The 14,941-nt window shown below is 50.1% G+C and carries 13 protein-coding genes; all 13 read right to left on the bottom strand.

Translation table 11 applies throughout. From position 1 onward, the window contains the following. Positions 1-106 precede the first annotated feature (106 nt). The 13 genes from kdsB to RGV86_RS20605 all read right to left on the bottom strand — a co-directional run bounded on the left by kdsB (position 107) and on the right by RGV86_RS20605 (position 14,940). Positions 107-853, bottom strand: coding sequence for a 3-deoxy-manno-octulosonate cytidylyltransferase (gene kdsB / locus RGV86_RS20665; protein ID WP_000011598.1), 747 nt, complete (start codon positions 851-853; stop codon positions 107-109). Then, complete coding sequence (gene ycaR / locus RGV86_RS20660) at positions 850-1,032, bottom strand: protein YcaR (RefSeq protein WP_000350069.1); 183 nt, start codon at positions 1,030-1,032, stop codon at positions 850-852. The genes kdsB and ycaR overlap by 4 nt, the downstream gene beginning before the upstream one ends. 51 nt (positions 1,033-1,083) lie before the next feature. After that, entirely contained in the window at positions 1,084-2,316 is a 1,233-nt protein-coding gene (ycaQ, locus tag RGV86_RS20655; protein ID WP_309508441.1) for a crosslink repair DNA glycosylase YcaQ, read from the bottom strand. Positions 2,317-2,351: 35 nt separating this feature from the next. Continuing rightward, entirely contained in the window at positions 2,352-3,338 is a 987-nt protein-coding gene (gene lpxK / locus RGV86_RS20650) for a tetraacyldisaccharide 4'-kinase (RefSeq protein WP_000570520.1), read from the bottom strand. Beyond that, positions 3,335-5,083, bottom strand: a complete 1,749-nt coding sequence (msbA, locus tag RGV86_RS20645; protein ID WP_000551251.1) for a lipid A ABC transporter ATP-binding protein/permease MsbA — start codon at positions 5,081-5,083, stop codon at positions 3,335-3,337. Before msbA ends, lpxK begins: the two co-directional genes overlap by 4 nt. A gap of 36 nt (positions 5,084-5,119) precedes the next feature. Then, positions 5,120-7,384 carry a ComEC family protein gene (locus tag RGV86_RS20640; RefSeq protein ID WP_085460585.1) on the bottom strand — a complete coding sequence of 755 codons (2,265 nt, stop codon included), beginning with the start codon at positions 7,382-7,384 and terminating at the stop codon, positions 5,120-5,122. A 206-nt stretch (positions 7,385-7,590) separates the two neighbouring features. Then, positions 7,591-7,875, bottom strand: coding sequence for an integration host factor subunit beta (ihfB, locus tag RGV86_RS20635; RefSeq protein WP_000167328.1), 285 nt, complete (start codon positions 7,873-7,875; stop codon positions 7,591-7,593). A gap of 159 nt (positions 7,876-8,034) precedes the next feature. Further along, positions 8,035-9,708: a 30S ribosomal protein S1 gene (rpsA, locus tag RGV86_RS20630; protein WP_000140327.1), complete on the bottom strand. Its 1,674-nt coding sequence runs from the start codon at positions 9,706-9,708 to the stop codon at positions 8,035-8,037. A gap of 110 nt (positions 9,709-9,818) precedes the next feature. Beyond that, complete coding sequence (cmk, locus tag RGV86_RS20625; RefSeq protein WP_000125014.1) at positions 9,819-10,502, bottom strand: (d)CMP kinase; 684 nt, start codon at positions 10,500-10,502, stop codon at positions 9,819-9,821. A gap of 172 nt (positions 10,503-10,674) precedes the next feature. Beyond that, the gene (gene ycaL, locus RGV86_RS20620; RefSeq protein ID WP_010344473.1) at positions 10,675-11,439 is read right to left on the bottom strand and encodes a metallopeptidase YcaL; all 765 of its coding nucleotides are present in this window, start codon (positions 11,437-11,439) and stop codon (positions 10,675-10,677) included. A gap of 168 nt (positions 11,440-11,607) precedes the next feature. Continuing rightward, positions 11,608-12,891 carry a 3-phosphoshikimate 1-carboxyvinyltransferase gene (gene aroA / locus RGV86_RS20615; RefSeq protein WP_085460584.1) on the bottom strand — a complete coding sequence of 428 codons (1,284 nt, stop codon included), beginning with the start codon at positions 12,889-12,891 and terminating at the stop codon, positions 11,608-11,610. Between the two features lie 70 nt (positions 12,892-12,961). Further along, positions 12,962-14,050 (bottom strand): 3-phosphoserine/phosphohydroxythreonine transaminase, encoded by a 1,089-nt coding sequence (gene serC / locus RGV86_RS20610; RefSeq protein WP_085460583.1) that lies wholly within the window; start codon positions 14,048-14,050, stop codon positions 12,962-12,964. Positions 14,051-14,247: 197 nt separating this feature from the next. Continuing rightward, positions 14,248-14,940: a DUF421 domain-containing protein gene (locus tag RGV86_RS20605; protein WP_000642857.1), complete on the bottom strand. Its 693-nt coding sequence runs from the start codon at positions 14,938-14,940 to the stop codon at positions 14,248-14,250. Position 14,941 lies beyond the last annotated feature (1 nt).

Genomic DNA, 14,941 nt, shown 5'->3' with positions numbered 1-14,941 from the left:
GTAAAAGATGTCACCTGAATGAGATCAATTGTTGAAAAGAAAAATGAGGAAAATCGTAACGGTACGACACTCCCCCCAAAATCAGGTGGAGTGTCGTGAAATCAGTTTAGAGCATTTCAGCGCGAACGCGCTCGAGATCTTCAGGGGTATCCACTCCTGTACCAGGAACTTCCTGGGCAACAGCAACGTGGATTTTTTCGCCGTACCACAGTACGCGAAGCTGCTCTAACATTTCGATGTGTTCTAACGGACTTGGCTGCCAGGTGACGTAACGACGGATAAAGCCTGCACGGTAGCCATAAATACCAAGATGACGCAGGAAGTTATCACCAACAGTTTCCAGACCTTTTGCAAAACGGTCACGATCCCACGGAATGGTGGCTCGTGAGAAGTAAAGCGCATAACCTTCAGCGTCAAGCACTACTTTAACCGCATTCGGATTAAAGGCTTCTTCCGCACTGTGGATAGGTACAGCCAGAGTAGCCATGCCTACTTCACGCTGGGCGAGATTATCAGCAACCTGACGAATGATTGTCGCAGGGATCATTGGCTCATCGCCCTGCACATTAACAATCACCGTGTCGTCGCTGAACGCGCATTTTTCGACAACTTCCGCCAGGCGTTCGGTGCCTGACTGATGATCGGCGCGCGTCATGCACACTTCCCCTCCTGCCGCTTCAACAGCGCGGGCAACATCTTGATGATCGGTTGCGACAATGATGCGATCGGCTCCTGATTCGCGGGCGCGTTCAAGAACATGAACGATCATCGGCTTACCGTTAATATCGACCAACGGTTTACCAGGCAGACGCGTAGAAGCGTAGCGTGCAGGAATAATCACCACAAAACTCATGATTTACTCTCATCAGCAGTCAGCACGCGGGCTTCCGTTTCCAACAGCACTGGGATGCCATCGCGCAGCGGGAAAGCCAGGTTATCCAGTTTGCAAATCAGTTCTTGTTTTTCCTGGTTATACCAAAGTTTGCCGTTGCAAACCGGGCAGGCAACGATTTCAAGCAGACGATGATCCATAGTTCCTCCAGATGGATCGGGTTATGAATGCATAAATCTTATCATAATCATTTATGCCCAGGGGGCTATTTCCCAGCCTGTGCGGCAATCACTAAAGAGACCGTGTGGGCAGCGCCCTAATGTCACTCGCGTTGCCTGCTGCCAGCCAGCAAAATCGGTAATCGCCTGGCATAATCCTTTTTGAAGAGAAGCAGTCAGTTTGATGCCATCCTGTAACCAAAGGGCGATAACTTCAAGGACGCCCGTCTGGCGATGCATTTTAGCATCCATTCGCCCAACTAATTGTCCACGATGCAGTAACGGCAGAACGAAATAGCCATACTGGCGTTTCGGTGCCGGCGTGTAGCATTCCAGCCGGTAGCTAAAATCAAAAAGCTGCTCTGCGCGTTTGCGATCCCAGACGACAGGGTCAAAGGGTGACAGTACAGTGCTATGCGTCGCGGTGAGTTTCCCCGCGAGAGCTGTTTCGAGAAGAGGCAACAAATTAATATGCAGCCAGAGTTGTCCTAACCTCTCCACATTTACGGGGATAATTTTCTGCTGTTCAGCACGCACATCACGCCAGGCAGCCAGCGCCGGGCGTTTAAGGCGATAGTAATCCGCCAGCCACTGTTCGCGGAATATTCCCAGGCTACGCGCACTGTTATCCAGCATAGTGATTTCTGCTTCTGTTTGCGAAACGAGGTCACACTTATCATCCCAGTGCGGCATGACGCGATGGGTTAAATCATAAATGCGCTGGAAATTACGCCTTTCAATCACCATAACCTTTCCAGCAGTAAACAGCCCTTCCAGATGGCGTTTATGCGGCTTCCACTCCCACCAACCGCTTGCCCCTTTGCGGGGATGAGCAAAATCGGCTGAACGTACGGGTCCGTTATCCTGAATGTACTGAAGTAACTGTTCAATTTCTTCTGCATGTTCCCGCATCCAGGCGTCTTGATATTTCCAGCCCATTTTTTCTGGCGCCAGCATCCGGTGGCGAATGAGATGAAAATCACTACGTGGCATAAAGCAGGCTTCATGCGCCCAGTATTCCATTAATTCGCCATGCGCCAGCGACTCGTCCAGCCACTGCGGAGGATAATTACCCAGACGACTAAAAAGCACCAAATAAGGGCTGCGAGCAACGATATTGATAGTGTCGATTTGCAGCAAGGACATGCGGGAGATAGCTGCCAGAACATCTTGCGGCAACGCGCGACGACGAGATTTTTTTAACAGACCTTGCGCAGCGAGATGAAGATTACGTGCATCAGCAAGAGAGATATACGGCAGCGTCATTCATGGCTCCATCAATTGAACGCTGCTGCTGCGAATTAGTTGCCAGAAGCCAGCGAGGAAAGTTGCGCGAGCAGTTTCTCTGGCTCAGCGCCCGAAAACTGTGCGTCAACGGGCAAATACCACCAATTTTCTTCTGCAAAGCCCCGGCATTTCACCGCATCTTTTTCAGTCATAACCAGTGTTTGCCCGGCACTTAACAATGCGCTGACATCTGCATGATTCAAAGACTGATGATCGGACAACGGCACACATTTTTCCGGTTGCACACCACACATCTTCAGCGTGGCAAAAAAGCGCGGCGGATGACCAATCCCCGCCATTGCCACCACATGTTCAAGCTGAGCAACGTCACAACGCGTACCGGTACGTAAATTCACCGCCTGACCCGGCAGCAGATGCATGGGGATTTCACCGCTGCGGGGGACACCGCCGTTGACGATTACCGCATCAACCGACTTTAAGCGCCCCGCTCGCTCACGCATTGGCCCCGCCGGCAACCACCAGCCATTGCCAAAGCGACGCACACCATCAATAACGACGATTTCCACATCACGCGCCAGACGATAATGCTGTAAACCGTCGTCGGTTACGATGAGCTGCACATCAGGATGTTGCGCCAGAATGGCTTTTACCGCATCAGAACGCACGGGAGAAACTGCAACAGGCGCGCCAGTACGCTGATAAATCAGCACCGGTTCATCACCCGCCTGTGCTGTGGTGGTCTCTGCCGACAATAACATCGGATACGACTCGGCCTTACCGCCATAGCCCCGGGATACAACACCAACACGAATACCACGTTTTTGCAGTTGTTCTACCAGCCAGACAACGACCGGGGTTTTCCCGTTGCCACCTGCGGTGAGATTACCGACCACCACAACTGGCACCGGGGCACGCCATGCGCGCTTCAGTTTTAGTTTATAGCAAAGACGGATAGCGCCACTCACCAGACCATACAACCAGGAGAGTGGCAGCAACAGCCGCCACAAAGGAGATTCACCAGACCAGATTTTTTCGATCATTGACCAAATTGCATTTTGTGAAGTTGCGCGTAGACACCACGGTGCTCAAGCAAATCGTTATGCGTGCCGCGTTCCACAATGACACCATCCTCAACGACCACAATTTCGTCTGCCTTTTCAATGGTAGACAAACGGTGAGCAATCACCAGTGAGGTACGGTTTTTCTGTAGCTCGTCAAGCGCCGCCTGAATCGCACGTTCGGATTCTGTATCCAGCGCCGAGGTGGCTTCATCAAGGATCAGAATCGGGCTGTCACGCAACAAAGCTCGAGCGATAGCGATACGCTGGCGCTGACCGCCAGAGAGCAACACGCCGTTTTCACCAATCACCGTATCAAGACCGTTATCCATCTTATTGATAAAGTCCATGGCATAAGCCATACGCGCCGCTTCTTCAATTTGCTCACGGCTGTACTGGTCTGTACGTGCGTAAGCAATGTTGTTGGCAACCGTATCGTTAAACAAATGGACATTCTGCGATACCAGTGCAACCTGGTTACGCAATGACGCCAGGGTATACTCGCGCAGATCGTGACCATCCATCAGGATTTCGCCTTCATCAATATCGTAGAAACGCGTGATCAAGCTGGCGATTGTTGATTTACCTGAACCAGAACGTCCGACCAGAGCGACCGTTTTCCCTGCCGGAATTTTTAGGTTGATGTTACGCAGAGCGGGAACTTCACGCCCCGGATAGGTAAAAGTGACATTGCGAAATTCGACGTCGCCGATTGCTCGTTCAATCTCGCGTTTACCTTCGTCTTTCTCCTGTTCACTATCCAGAATGGTAAACAGCGTCTGACAGGCCGCCATACCACGCTGGAATTGGGCGTTAACGTTGGTCAGCGATTTCAGCGGACGCATCAGTGCAATCATCGAAGAGAAGACAACGGTAATCGTACCTGCTGTCAGGCTATCCATTACACTTGGGAAGCTCGCTGCATACAGAACAAACGCCAGCGCCAAAGAGGCAATCAGCTGAATGATTGGGTCAGAGATAGAAGAGGCTGATACCATCTTCATTCCCTGCAAACGCATCTTGTTGCTGACCTTATCAAAACGCTTCGTTTCCACTTCCTGGCCGCCAAAAATCAGCACCTCTTTGTGGCCTTTCAGCATCTGTTCTGCACTGGTGGTCACCTGCCCCATGGTGTTCTGCATGTTTTTACTGATGCTGCGAAAACGCTTCGATACGATACGAATCGCAATCGAGACGATCGGCGCCAGCACAATCAAAATGATCGACAACTGCCAGCTGTAATAGAACATCATGGCGAACAGACCGATAATGGAAGCACCTTCACGCACCACCGTAATCAGCGCGCCGGAAGACGACGAAGCAACCTGTTCAGAATCGTAAGTAATACGTGAAAGCAGAGTCCCGGTTGACTGTTTGTCAAAAAATGACACCGGCATTCCCATCATGTGACCAAACAGGCGGCGACGCATAGTCATTACCACTTTTCCTGATACCCAGGAGATGCAGTAACTGGAAATATAACTGGTGATACCACGTAAAATCATCAGCCCAATAACCACCAGCGGCATCCACATCAGCACGGAGCGATCGGTTTTACCAAAGCCATCATCGAGAAGTGGCTTAAGGAGCGATAACATGAAGGTATCGCTGGCTGCGTTGAGAATTAACGCTATGCCCGCCACGATCAGACCCGCTTTAAAAGGCGCAATGGTTGGCCACAGTCGGCGGAATGTCTGCCACGTAGAGAGATCTTTGTCGTTATGCATTCAAAAAACCAGCATTTGTTGAAATAGCCGCATATTCTACCCGTTATCCACTGGCACGCCAAACCACTGATGATACCAACGAGGTAAAATTTGCTCTCTTAGGCTGCGTACCTGCCAGCCTTGCGCTGAAAAATCGACGGTTATTTGCCCCTGATGCTGGGTGTCAACCCATTGATATCCCTGAAGTTGATAGCGTCTTTTAACTTTACTGGAGGGTAGTCGCCATGCGTTATAGCGCGATGCCGATGCCAGTGCCACTTTTCCATTCACACGCTGAATTAATGGCAATGATGATGAGGTATTACTGCCATGATGGGGCACCTGAAGTAATGTTGCCTGCACGTGTTGCCAGTAACGACTTAGCATTTTTTGTTCAGCGAATGCTTCAATATCACCGGTTAAAAGAATGCTATACGTTCCGTCATCAATCTTAACCACACAGGAATGGTTATTTCCTTTATCGTTGCTACCTTGTAAAGGCCAGTGTGCGCTAAAACGTAATCCTTGCCACTGCCACGCTTCACCACGCATACAGGGCTGATGATGTTCCCAGTTTAAAGGACTTCTGACCCATAACGTCGGCCAGACACGTAATATCGAGTCCAGCCCTCCCCGATGATCCAGATGCTCATGACTCAGAATGACGCCTTCCGGTTCAAGGTTATGCCAGCGTAGCCAAGGGACAATCAGTTGTTGCCCGCTGTCACCTTCTGGCCAGGCGAGCCCCGTATCATAGAGAATCGCTTTGCCGTTTCGCGCAATTACCATTGCCAGCCCTTGCCCGACATCAAGCATATACACCTGCCACTCGTCAGACCGTGGTTTTTGCCACAATGGACAACACATCATTATGCCTCCAGCCACGCACAGCGCAGGCAACGTTCGCCATGCGTTTAGTCGCCATCCTACCAGTAATAACCAGGGAAAAAATGATATCCATTGCCAACGTTCAGCAATGTTGACCCATCCTTCCGGCAAGCTCTTTAACAACCAGAAAAGTAAAGCCAAAGATCTGTCGACCAGAAACCATAATCCTTGTTCCACGATTAATGGTCCGCTTAAATGCACTATCATCGCGGCGAGAATCAACGGAACCGTGATAAATGTCACTAAGGGAATAGCGAACAGATTTGCTATAAACGAGGTCAGGCTAATGCCATGAAATATGACTATTTGCACTGGCATGAGCAGGAGCGTTATTCCCAGTTGTAGATGGATGAAGGAAACAATAGCGCGCAATACTGGCGGCAGCGGCCAGACCGGACAGGGAAACCACTGATACCAAAAAATCAGCGCCGCCACCGCTGCAGCAGAGAGCCACAAACTTTGTGAAAGGATGGCAACAGGATCCATTAGCAATATTGCCGCAAGGCAGCATAACCAGACATCCCAGCCACGCCATTGTCGCCCACTTAACTTAAGCATTCCCCACGTTGCAAGCGCCACGATGGTACGCAATGCCGGAGGTTGCATACCAGTCAACCAGGCATAAAAAGCGGCACAGCAAATTCCGCCAATTAATGGCATCTGCCAGTGGATCCAATGACCAGGGAGGAAAATTTGCCCAACGCGAATGAGCCCGGCTGCCAGCAACGCCGCAAAAGCGATGTGCAATCCCGATATAGCCATTAAATGCGCTGTACCAGTATTGCGCATAATATCTTTGATTTCTTTAGGCACAGATAACCGTTCACCCATACCTAAGCCAAGAATCACCGCTTTCCACAGATAAGGTTGCAGGGTCGTTTGCAAAGAGGCCAGATATTGCGCCCGCAGACTACACCCCGGTTCAATGATTCTTGCCTGAAGAAAACGCCCGGTTAGAGTCTGGTGCTGGGCAATAGCATAACGCTGGCTGTCAAAGCCGCCATCATTAAGCTGACCGTGAACCGCACGAACTCTGAGTTTCATTGACCATTGTTGTCCGGCACAAACCGCTTGTGGCAGATACTCGCCATACAGCACGATGCCTGGCGCAGGGAAAAGACGTCGACCTTGTAGATGGGTAATTTGAGCGTAATGAGTGGTCATGCCGTCAGTAGCAGTAATTTCGACAATTGCATCCTGCGTCGCGCCAGTTAAGGTTTCTCCTGCCCACAAAATTTGCTTTGCCGCCAATACGCCCCAAAGGAAAAACAGCAATGTTAGCGTGAAATAACGAACGGCTTTTACAGGAATAAATGCCAGTACGCAGGCAAAGACAGTCAGACACGCAAGGGGTAATGTTCCAGGCAATTGCGGCAAAATCAGCAGCGGAAAAATTCCGCAAATAATGCATACACCGACTGTCGTTATTTTCATGCACCCCTCCCTGTTTTTGGAAAGTGTGCAACTTTGTTGAACGGTTGTCTGGCGGGAGTTTTGCGTTCCCCGAGACGGGTTCAGAAGAATTTAACGGAAAGGTGAAAACTACACAAAACTCTGCGAGGCAGCTTCCAGTTCCAGATTACAGAAATGAAAAAAGCACCCGACAGGTGCTTTTCTCGCGTTCAAGTTTGAGTGAAAACTTAACCGTAAATATTGGCGCGATCGCGCAGTTCTTTTCCTGGTTTAAAGTGAGGAACGTATTTTCCTTCCAGTTCTACTTTATCGCCAGTCTTCGGATTACGTCCGGTACGTGGTGCGCGGTAGTGCAAAGAGAAACTGCCGAAACCGCGGATTTCAATACGCTCGCCCTGCGCAAGAGTCGAGGCCATATGCTCCAGCATCTCTTTTACTGCATCTTCAACCGTCTTAGCGGGAATGTGCGATTGCTGGTTGGCAAGTCTTTCTATCAATTCTGACTTGGTCATGATTCCTCCGGTTCCTTAAAGGCAAATTAAGCGGCTGCTGTTGCTGCATTGATTAAGGGCGGCCGTAGCCGCCCTTAGTGCTTGATTACAGGACGAAACCTGCAATCTGTCAAGTAAACTCAACAAACTTCGGAATAAAAATCCCGAAGAGTCAGAGAATTACTCGCCTTTAGCTGCTTTGAAAGCTTCAGCCATTGCGTTGTTGGAGAAGTTTGCATCTTCCTGTTTGTTAACAGTTGCGATTGCATCTTTCTCGTCAGCTTCGTCTTTCGCACGAACAGACAGGCTGATTGCGCGGTTTTTACGATCAACGCCGGTGAATTTAGCTTCAACTTCGTCGCCAACGCTCAGAACCAGGGTAGCGTCTTCAACGCGGTCACGGGATGCTTCAGAAGCACGCAGGTAACCTTCAACGCCGTCAGCCAGTTCTACGGTTGCGCCTTTAGCGTCAACTGCAGTTACTTTACCAGTTACGATAGCGCCTTTCTTGTTCAGAGCAACCCAGTTGTTGAACGGATCTTCTGCGAGCTGTTTAACGCCCAGGGAGATACGTTCACGTTCTGCGTCAACTTGCAGAACAACTGCAGCGATTTCGTCGCCTTTTTTGTATTCACGAACTGCTTCTTCGCCTGCAACGTTCCAGGAGATGTCAGACAGGTGAACCAGGCCGTCGATGCCGCCGTCCAGGCCGATGAAGATACCGAAGTCAGTGATAGACTTGATTTTACCTTCAACACGGTCGCCCTTGTTGTGGGTTTCCGCGAACTGCTGCCACGGGTTAGCTTTGCACTGTTTCAGACCCAGGGAGATACGACGACGTTCTTCGTCGATATCCAGAACCATAACTTCCACTACATCGCCAACGTTAACAACTTTGGACGGGTGGATGTTTTTGTTGGTCCAATCCATTTCGGAAACGTGTACCAGGCCTTCAACGCCTTCTTCGATTTCAACGAAGCAGCCGTAGTCGGTCAGGTTGGTCACGCGACCAGTCAGTTTAGTACCTTCCGGATAACGTTTAGCGATAGCTACCCACGGATCTTCGCCCAGCTGTTTCAGGCCCAGGGATACACGGGTACGTTCGCGGTCGAACTTCAGCACTTTAACAGTGATTTCGTCGCCCACGTTGACGATTTCGCTCGGATGCTTAACGCGTTTCCAGGCCATGTCAGTGATGTGCAGCAGGCCGTCAACGCCGCCCAGATCAACGAATGCACCGTAGTCAGTGAGGTTCTTAACGATACCTTTAACTTCCATGCCTTCCTGCAGGTTTTCCAGCAGCTGATCGCGCTCTGCGCTGTTTTCGGATTCGATAACGGCACGACGAGAAACAACAACGTTGTTGCGCTTCTGATCCAGCTTGATTACTTTGAATTCAAGCTCTTTGCCTTCCAGGTGCAGAGTGTCACGCACCGGACGAACGTCTACCAGAGAACCAGGCAGGAACGCACGAATACCGTTCAGCTCAACAGTGAAGCCGCCCTTAACTTTGCCGTTGATAACACCGGTAACAGTTTCAGCATCTTCGTAAGCTTTTTCCAGCGTGATCCAGGCTTCGTGACGTTTAGCTTTCTCACGGGACAGCAGAGTTTCACCGAAGCCGTCTTCTACTGCGTCCAGAGCAACGTCAACTTCGTCACCTACCTGGATTTCCAGCTCGCCCTGGGCGTTTTTGAACTGCTCAGCCGGGATGGCAGACTCAGATTTCAGACCAGCGTCAACCAGTACTACGTCTTTGTCGATAGCAACAACAACGCCACGAACGATAGAACCCGGGCGGGTTTCGATTTCTTTTAAGGACTCTTCAAAGAGTTGAGCAAAAGATTCAGTCATGTTTAATCTTCAGGTTTATATTTAACGTCCACCTGGCTCCGTGCCGGATGGGGTTGTTTAACATACCCGCTGTCATTCCATTGCAACGGGGGTACTGCAAATTCGGTCGCTTATGCGAGAGCCAATTTTTGGCGCGCGTAGTGTAACGCTTTTTCAATTACTTGCTCAATGCTTAAGGTGGTGGAATCCAACACTAAAGCATCGGCTGCCGGAACCAGTGGCGCTACCGCTCGGTTACGATCGCGGTCATCGCGTTCTTTGATCTCGGCCAAAAGGCGTTCAAAGTTAACACTAAAGCCCTTCTCCTGCAACTGTAGCATTCGGCGATGCGCACGTTCTTCCGAAGAGGCGTCAAGGAATATTTTCACTGGCGCATCAGGGAATACCACTGTTCCCATGTCGCGGCCATCGGCAATCAGGCCCGGCAATTCGCGAAACGCACGTTGGCGACGCAATAATGCTTCACGAACACGAGGAAATGCGGCGACTTGTGAAGCGGCATTCGCCACTTCCTGAGTACGAATTTCACCGCTGACATCTTCCCCTTCGAGGATCACTTCCAGATTGCCATTGGTTGACACAAAACGTACATCCAGGTGGGATGCCAGCGGCACCAGAGCGTCTTCTGACGCCACATCAACATGGTGATGTAATGCCGCCAGCGCCAGTACGCGATAAATTGCACCCGAGTCCAGCAGATGCCATTGCAACGCTTCCGCCATAGCCTTACACAAGGTGCCTTTCCCTGCACCGCTTGGGCCATCAATGGTAATAACCGGGGCAATTGCCGTCATCTTTATCTCCTTAAAACAGGCGTACCGTTAACATAACCGCGCGCATTATACGCGTCGGCGCCACAAATCGTTAACGTTGTGTGCAAAAACCAGTTTTGTCTGTATTCAGATGGGGATTTATTGCGCAATTATAGCGGGCTGGCGAAGGACCAGCCCGAAAGATGACAATGATTTACTTACCAGAGGCGATACGATCACGGATGTGTTGCGCACGCTCTGTTGATGGTGGGTGAGAGTCAAACATGGACTGGGTACGACCGCCATCCAGGCTGGCCAGTTTTTCAAAGCTACCGACCAGTCCCTGGGTGCTGATGCCACGTTTCTTCAGCAGATCAAAGGAGAAATCATCTGCTTCAGACTCTTTATCGCGGGAGTATTTAGCATTGATAGCGCCTTCTGCGATATCACCTAATTGTGAACGGGAAAGCTGGGAAGCAACACCGCTGGTGGCGGAAATCGCATCACGTGCGGCAACAATCGCATAAGAGGCTTTCATTTCAGCCAGCGAGTGTCCCAATGCGACGTGGCCCAGTTCATGGCCCAGAACCCCTTCAATTTCGTTGTCGTTCATCATGTCCATCAGGCCACTGTAGACACGAACACAGCCGTTCGCCATCGCCCATGCGTTGACGTCGCTGGTCATATAAACCTTATAGTTGACCGGCGTGCCGTTAATATTGTTACCCAATGCTTTAGCGATTTTTGCCAGACGTTTACCGTACTTGCTGGATTTACTTGCGACTTGATTGCCGCTGTCCATTTCGGCACAGCCCTGATTGGCAATCGCTTTTGCATCGGCATCGCTTAACGTTACAGCTTTATAGGCATTTAAACCGGAACTGATGGCCAGATCGGTATTAATACCATGTGTATTCTGACACCCCGTCAGCAATGCTGCAGAGGTCGCAATCGCCAGCAGTAATTTAGTATTCTTCATGTGAATCATCCGTTGATTAATCATATATAAATATTATGTATCAACAACTTACATTGACAGTTAACGCTACCATCAATAAAAATGGTTCACAATGTCCGAAAAAAAACGCCGACAATGTGTCGACGTTTTGATAAAGAAAGATTTGGCTATTTATTGCCCATCGTTTATTCAGGCAGCCTGGCTAATCCGCGCCAGTTGCTCGAAATAATCCGGAAATGTTTTGGCCGTACATTTTGGGTCAAGAATTGTCACCGGCGTATCTGACAAAGCCACCAGCGAGAAACACATCGCCATGCGGTGATCGTTATAAGTGGCTATCTCGGCAAAGTTCAGTTTTTCCGGCGGCGTAATGCGAATGAAATCATGTCCCTCTTCTACTTCCGCACCGACTTTACGCAACTCTGTTGCCATCGCAAACAGGCGATCCGTCTCTTTTACGCGCCAGTTATAAATATTGCGCAGCGTGGTGGTGCCTTTCGCAAAAAGCGCCGTTGTAGCAATGGTCATCGCCGCATCGGGAATATGGTTCATATCCATATCGATGGCGTTCAGTTCACCATGCGTGCAGGAAATATAATCATCGCCCCAGCAAATGGTCGCGCCCATTTTTTCCAGCACATCAGCAAAGCGAATATCACCCTGCATACTGTTGCGTCCAATGCCGGTCACTTTTACAGTGCCGCCTTTGATTGCTGCTGCTGCCAGGAAGTAAGAAGCTGAAGATGCATCGCCTTCGACCAAATAAGTCCCCGGAGACTGATAAGACTGCCCGCCTTTTACGACAAATTGTTGATAGTGCTGATTTTCAATTTCAACACCAAACGTCTTCATCAGGTTGAGCGTGATGTCGATATAAGGTTTAGAAACCAGATCACCTTTAATACGAATAACCGTATCTTCCGACGCAAGCGGCGCGGTCATTAACAGTGCGGTGAGGAACTGGCTGGAAACGGAGCCATCGACTTCTACGTTGCCCCCCACAAAACCCCCCTGTAAACGCAGCGGTGGGTAATTCTCTTGTTCCAGGTAAGTAATTTTCGCCCCGCCCTGGAGCAGCGCATCCACCAGATGACCAATCGGGCGCTCTTTCATGCGAGGCTCACCCGTCAGGACAATATCATTGCTTCCCAGACAAAGTGCCGCCGCCAGCGGACGCATCGCTGTTCCCGCATTACCCAGGAACAACTCCAGCGCATTTTCCGCATGTAATGGACCGCCGTTACCGATGATTTCGCAGCGCGTACGATCGGCAGAAAGCGTATAGCTCACTCCCAATGCCTGCAACGCATTCAGCATATGACGAACATCATCGCTATCCAGCAGATTGGTTAATACTGTTTTGCCGTGTGCTAATGCCGCCAACAATAAAGCGCGGTTAGAAACGCTCTTGGAACCAGGCAGATTAATAGTGCCATCGACACGGGCGATGGGGTGTAACGTCAGGGATTCCATGAACTCAACTCTCTACAACCGAAATAAAAACCCCACAGTCTGGCTGTGGGGATTAAGCAAATTTTAGGCATTAGCCGTGACGACGTTCGAACTCAACCATGAAATCTGTCAAAGCTTTAACGCCTTCCAGCGGCATCGCGTTATAAATAGAAGCGCGCATTCCGCCGACTACACGGTGACCTTTCAGCGCATGAAGACCAGCGGCAAAAGACTCTTCGAGGAACAGCTTGTCAAGCGCACTATCTGCTAACTGGAACGGCACATTCATCCGCGAACGGTTAGCTTTCGCCACATCATTACGGTAGAAATCGCTGTTATCAATCACGCCATACAGCAGTTCTGCTTTTTGCTGATTGATATTATCCATTGCAGCCACGCCACCGTTCGCTTTTAGCCATTTGAAGACCAGGCCAGATAAATACCAGGCAAATGTTGGCGGCGTATTAAACATGGAGTCGTTATCGTTGAGGATGGAATAATCCAGAATCGACGGGCAGGCGATATTTGCTTTACCCAGCAAATCTTCGCGAACAATAACGATCGTCAGGCCAGCCGGGCCGATATTTTTCTGCGCGCCAGCGTAAATCACGCCATAACGGCTGACATCAATCGGGCGGGAAAGAATCGTTGAAGAAAAGTCGGCAGCGACCACCACATCTTTGCCGAAGTCTGGCGTTTCGTCGATGGCGATACCGTCGATGGTTTCATTCGGGCAGTAATGCATATAAGCAGCATTATCTGAGAGATGCCATTCACGCATTGGCTTAACCGCGCGCAGGCCATCAACAGTCACTTTGGCGTCAAACACATTTGGCGTGCAGTATTTTTTCGCTTCTTTGATGGCGCTTGCCGCCCAGTAGCCGGCATCAACATAATCTGCGGTGGTTTTATCACCAAGAATATTCAGAGGTACGGCAGCAAACTGACCGCGACCGCCGCCGTGACAGAATAATACTTTGTAGCTGGAGGGGACGTTAAGAAGATCGCGAAAATCCTTCTCGGCTTCCTCTGCAACCTGAATGAACTCTTTGCCACGGTGGCTCACTTCCATCACCGACGTGCCAAGACCGTTCCAGTCGCGCAGTTCCTGTTGAGCCTGTTTAAGCACCTCTGCCGGTAGCATTGCCGGACCAGAACTAAAATTGAAGATTTGAGCCATTTCCCCTCACCACGTTGCGTTGCTATTAACCCCGGTCAATCGATTGCGACCGCAGGTAATACGTTATTCCTGTGGCTATCGGTTTTATCATTCAGTGACACGCATCGCAATGGGTAAAACCGTTGAGAGCAAAAATGCGGTACGCGTCACACAATAGAAAATCTCGGATTATTGGAAAAAAACCGATATTTTTGCTGTCAGGTCACTCGTTTTGCCCGACTTGCCTTCGTCCATTCTGGATTTGCACAGCGCGGACATAATTGTTTTTCACCCGCCTTCATGTGAATGATTTCACTGCAACGGATGCAGGCATAGTCCGCCGACTCCGGCACCACTTTATAACGCTGGGTACAATCACTGGGTAAAATAAGTAACCCCGGCTTCACCTTGTCATCTTCAAAGAAATAGACGCTGATTTCACCGTTGGTTTCAAGAATAGCCAGACGTACCTGTCCTAGTTGTTCTACACCACGCAGTCGCAGCTCCATAAAAAACTCAAATTCCGTCATGTTGGAGTTATTGAGTTTCGACCAGGCCAGTTCGCCATCTTCAATAATGACAACCGGCTTGCCCTCCAGCAGATCTTCCAGTTTCTCACTGTGCGCCATCAGCCACATCACAAGGCGGTATAACAACGCCAGGGTAATGAAGACGATAAGCACCGGGATCATCGGCACATCGTCGTAAAACGCCACATCCCCTGCTGCCGACCCCAGTGTCAGAATGATTAACACTTCAAACAGCGACATTTGCCGCACTCCACGCCTACCTGTCATTTTAAGAAACAGAAAGACCAGTACAAAGGTATAGAGACTGCGTAGAGCGACTTCGCCAAGAAAATCCAGCGGCACTTTATCGAATGCCATACGGTGGAGATCGAACGCCTTCATT

It is taken from the genome of Escherichia ruysiae (genome assembly GCF_031323975.1).
Lineage (GTDB): Bacteria > Pseudomonadota > Gammaproteobacteria > Enterobacterales > Enterobacteriaceae > Escherichia > Escherichia ruysiae.
Note: the sequence above shows the minus strand (reverse complement) of the source record. Positions and strands in the feature narration are given on the sequence as shown.

Coding starts and splice junctions, on each gene's coding strand:
- kdsB (WP_000011598.1), bottom strand. CDS start 853: ATGAGTTTTGTGGTGATTATTCCTGCACGCTACGCTTCTACGCGTCTG.
- ycaR (WP_000350069.1), bottom strand. CDS start 1,032: ATGGATCATCGTCTGCTTGAAATCGTTGCCTGCCCGGTTTGCAACGGC.
- ycaQ (WP_309508441.1), bottom strand. CDS start 2,316: ATGACGCTGCCGTATATCTCTCTTGCTGATGCACGTAATCTTCATCTC.
- lpxK (WP_000570520.1), bottom strand. CDS start 3,338: ATGATCGAAAAAATCTGGTCTGGTGAATCTCCTTTGTGGCGGCTGTTG.
- msbA (WP_000551251.1), bottom strand. CDS start 5,083: ATGCATAACGACAAAGATCTCTCTACGTGGCAGACATTCCGCCGACTG.
- RGV86_RS20640 (WP_085460585.1), bottom strand. CDS start 7,384: ATGAAAATAACGACAGTCGGTGTATGCATTATTTGCGGAATTTTTCCG.
- ihfB (WP_000167328.1), bottom strand. CDS start 7,875: ATGACCAAGTCAGAATTGATAGAAAGACTTGCCAACCAGCAATCGCAC.
- rpsA (WP_000140327.1), bottom strand. CDS start 9,708: ATGACTGAATCTTTTGCTCAACTCTTTGAAGAGTCCTTAAAAGAAATC.
- cmk (WP_000125014.1), bottom strand. CDS start 10,502: ATGACGGCAATTGCCCCGGTTATTACCATTGATGGCCCAAGCGGTGCA.
- ycaL (WP_010344473.1), bottom strand. CDS start 11,439: ATGAAGAATACTAAATTACTGCTGGCGATTGCGACCTCTGCAGCATTG.
- aroA (WP_085460584.1), bottom strand. CDS start 12,891: ATGGAATCCCTGACGTTACACCCCATCGCCCGTGTCGATGGCACTATT.
- serC (WP_085460583.1), bottom strand. CDS start 14,050: ATGGCTCAAATCTTCAATTTTAGTTCTGGTCCGGCAATGCTACCGGCA.
- RGV86_RS20605 (WP_000642857.1), bottom strand. CDS start 14,940: ATGAAGGCGTTCGATCTCCACCGTATGGCATTCGATAAAGTGCCGCTG.